The organism is Streptomyces tremellae (assembly GCF_039540215.1).
In the GTDB taxonomy this organism is placed as follows: Bacteria; Actinomycetota; Actinomycetes; order Streptomycetales; family Streptomycetaceae; genus Streptomyces; species Streptomyces tremellae.
The window spans coordinates 8,279-11,913 of record NZ_BAABEP010000086.1 but is presented as its reverse complement, the minus strand read 5'-3'; the positions used below and the strand labels follow the sequence as shown (position 1 = coordinate 11,913).

Genomic DNA, 3,635 nt, shown 5'->3' with positions numbered 1-3,635 from the left:
GCTGAAGTGCCGCGGCGTCTCCTGCGTCGGCGTCAACGGCGTCGCGGGAACCTCCTCCCGCCGCCCCACACTGAAGTGCGAGGGCGCCTCGTGCGCGGGAGTCCCCTGCATCTCAGGCTCGTGTCCGACGCTGAAGTGCCGCGGCGTCTCCTGCGTCGGCGTCAACGGCGTCGCGGGAACCTCCGCGTCGCGGCGCTCCACCAGATGCTGGGGCTGGAGGGGCTCGACCGGGGTCTGCGGCGTCAGCCGCTCGCCTTCGAGCGGCAGCAGGGGGTGCCCAGGCTGGGCGGGCTCCGCCGGGATGCGCGGGGACAACTGCTCGCCCTCCAGCGGCTGGAGGGGCTCCTCGGGCCGCGTGGAGCGCACGAACTGGCGGGGCTCCTCAGCGCGTTCCCCCTGTTGCTCCGGCTGCAACGGCTCAGTGGGGGTGTCCGCTTCCCGCCGCCGTGCACGCAGCATGTGTGTCGGCTGCAACGGCTCCGCAGGAACCTCCGCCTCCCGCCGCCGCACCTTCTCCGTCGGCTGCAACGGCTCAGTCGGGGCGTCCGCTTCCCGCCGCCGCGCACGCAGCATGTGCGTCGGCTGCAACGGCTCGGCCGGCGTCCCGGCCTTACGCAGCGTCTTCTCGGCAGGCTTCTCGGTCTCCGTGCGCCGCAGGAGCGCGTGCTGCGGCTGGAGCTGGCTGTCGCCACCGGAGCCGTCGCCGGAACCGGAACCGCTGCCCGTGATGTCCACGTCCGGGTCGGCGACCTTGAGCCGCTGGAGCGCGAGCATGTTCTCCTGCTCCAGCCGGTCGTACTGCTTGGCCATCGTGTAGATGCCCTCGACCGTGCTGTCGAGCACCTCGCCGCTGCTGGTGATCCCCTCGATCAGCTCCGACTTGGGCTTCGCGTACTGGCTGAGGAACTGCTCGCCGCTCTTGTCGTTGCCCCAGCACTCGCCGAGGGACGCGAGCTTGCCCTGCAACTGCGTGCCGATGCTCCTGATCCTGTTCGCCAGGTTCTCCACATCGGGAATGACGTGGGACAGGCCCTCGGTGTCCACCGAGAACGAGTTGTTGTCACCCATGGAAGCCTCCTCGGCTCGGCCGTGTCACTCGTGCCGTGTGCGCCCTGTCGTTCACGAGCTCTCCGGCCCTCCCTTGTCGACGTACTCCTTCACGGAGTCCGGCATGGTCGGGTCCTCGGCGAGCAGCTGCGTCGGGTCGACCTCGCCCTTCAGCAGACCGCCCATGCTGACACCCGGCGGGAGCTGCCCCGACATCAGGTCCCCGACCTTCTCCATCGCGTCGGCCCTCGCCTGCGCGATGGTGGTCATCAGGACCTCGGCCAGCTCCTTCGGCGGCAGCCTGCGGTAGGCGGACGTCGGGAACTCGATCGCGGTGACCTCGCCCTGCGCGCCCACCGTCACCTTGACCGTCTGGCGGGGCGCGGTCGCGGTGCCGGTGGTCTCGTTGATGCGGCGGCGCGTCTCGACGGCCGCCTCGCGCTGGGCGCGGTACTGCGCGAGGAGGTCCTCGATCGGCTGGTCGTACGGCGAGGTCATCCGATCACCCCTGTGTCCGCGGGCGGTGCGCCCCATGTGTTCTCGTCCTGGACGAGCAGGTCCGCGATGCCGCGGCTCTCCTCGTCCTCGTCGTCCTCGTTCCTGCCCTTGTTCTTGGCGGCCTTGCCCGTCTTGGCGGCCTTCCCGGTCTTTGCGGTCTTTCCGTTCTTCGCGTCCTTGCCGGAAGCGGCCTCCTCCTCGGGCTCCTCGCTCTCCTCCGGTACGTCGGGCAGGGCGGCGGAGGAGCGGTAGACCTGCCTGGGGAGGGAGGCGGAGGCCGAGCCGTTCGTGCCGCCCGCCCCGGAACGGCTGGGCTTCCAGGTCGCGAGCGCGGGTTCCTCGTCGTCGACGACCGCCGCCGCGGGGGCAGGCGGCGGGGTCTCGCCCCAGGTGCCCTCGTCGGCGGAGGCGTAGCCGGGCGTACGCACGTCACGCTCGTCCTGGGTGCGGCCCGACCACAGTCCCGGCACGAAGGCGCCGCCTCCGGCGTCCCAGGCGGCGGTGTCCTCCTCCAGCACCTCGTCGGTCGAGGCGCGCAGGACCGCCACCCGGTCGTCGGGCTCGTCGCCGTACGGGCCTCCGGGGCCGTCCGGGTCGTCCGGGTCGTCGAGTTCGGTGTCGAACTCGTCCGCGGTCTCGGGGTCGCCGCCCGCGGGCGGGTCGTCGTCCCCGCCCCCGTCGTCGGGGCGGCCCTCGGCCTTCTCGTCGTCGGCCGCGCCGCGCTTCCCGTCCTTGTCGTCCTCGTCCTCGGCCGTGCGGGACGTGCCGCCCGGCAGGCCGACGAGCACGATCCCGTCGGGGCGCTGCCGGTCGTGGTGCTCCCCGGCCCCGGCCGCGCCGTCGCGGCTCTCGCCCGCCGGGTCGCCCGCCTCGCGGCCCGACCCCTCGGCATCCGCGCCGGAGGCGCCGGTCCCCCGGGCCCCGGCACCTGCCCCTTGGCCGCCGGTGCCGGAGGCACTGCCGCCGGCACCGCGGCCCGCACCGGAACCGGCCGTACCCACACCTGCCGCAGCGGAGCCCGCAGGGACGGACCCGGCCGCCGCGGCAGCCGCCCCGAGGCCCGCGCCCGCCGTCGCGGCTGCGGCCGTCGACGCGGCCGGCTCCTCCGCTCCGGTACCGCCGGTCGCGTCAGGGGCGCCGGGGGCGTCCAGTTCGGACGTCCACTCCGCGTCGTCGTCGAAGGAGCCCGCCGGGCCCTGCGGTTCCGTGGTGGCCTGCACGGTCTGGCCGGCCCCCGGGCCGGTGGCCCCGGCGGGCGTGCCCTGCGGAACCGCCGCCGCGGGAGCGGTCGGCGCGGCCGGGGCCGCGGGCCCGCTCGGCGTGGCGGAAGCGCTCGGCGCGCCTGGCTCCGAGGCCCCCGGGGCCCCGGTGGGCTCCGAGGCCGCCGCGGCCGTCCCCGGCACGGCGGACGCACGCGTAGCCTCCGCACCCGTGCCCGTACCGGCCCCCGAGGCGGCCACTGCCGCCCCGGCGACCGCGCCCACGGCGCCCGCGACGGCCGCCGCGCCCGCGACCGCCGCCCCGGTGCTCATGCCGTCGGTGGTCGCGGTCAGGCCCTCGCCGCCCGCGGGGGCGCCGCCCGTGGCCAGTTCGCCACCGGGGTCGCCGGCCCACGCCTCGTCGCTCGGTTCGAGCAGCGCCGACGCGTCGGAGCGCTCGCTCTGGTCGCCGGCCGGCGCGCCCGCGCCGCTGCCGCCGTACGGGAGGTACGGGGCGCCCTCGCCCGCGGCGGCCGTCGCGGGTTCGCCGTCGCTCGTCGCGAACGCGGTCCGCACGCCAGGCGCCGCACCGGTGTCGGAGCCGACCTCGACGTCGCCGTCCGCGTCGCCGGTCCACGGCTCCGCGCTCGGGTCGAGCAGGGCCGACGCGTCGGACGGCTCGCCGCCCGTGCCCTGCTGGCCCGCGCCGCCGCCCATGCCACCGCCCATGCCCGGCATGAACGGCATCCCGGCGCCCGGAGTCCCGGCCGCGGTCTCCTCGTCGCCGAGTCCGGGGAACGCGGCCGCGTTCTCGTCCGGCAGGCCGAGGCCCTCGCCACCGGCGTCCGTACCCAGGTCGGAGCCGACCTCGCCGTCCACGGCCGGGTCACC

At 75.9% G+C, this 3,635-nt stretch carries 2 protein-coding genes and 1 pseudogene; all 3 read right to left on the bottom strand.

Going from position 1 to position 3,635, the window contains the following annotated elements:
* Positions 1–1,068, bottom strand: a 1,068-nt coding sequence (locus ABEA77_RS31530) for a WXG100 family type VII secretion target (protein ID WP_486389446.1), incomplete at its 3' end; no start/stop codon positions are given.
* Between the two features lie 51 nt (positions 1,069–1,119).
* Entirely contained in the window at positions 1,120–1,545 is a 426-nt protein-coding gene (locus tag ABEA77_RS31525; protein WP_345655242.1) for a YbaB/EbfC family nucleoid-associated protein, read from the bottom strand.
* Positions 1,542–3,635: pseudogene (locus ABEA77_RS31520) on the bottom strand (hypothetical protein); the annotation flags it as partial. The pseudogene ABEA77_RS31520 and the gene ABEA77_RS31525, both read right to left, overlap by 4 nt.

Bases quoted from the DNA above. Each gene is read 5' to 3' on its own strand.
- ABEA77_RS31525 (WP_345655242.1), bottom strand. From the start codon at position 1,545: ATGACCTCGCCGTACGACCAGCCGATCGAGGACCTCCTCGCGCAGTAC.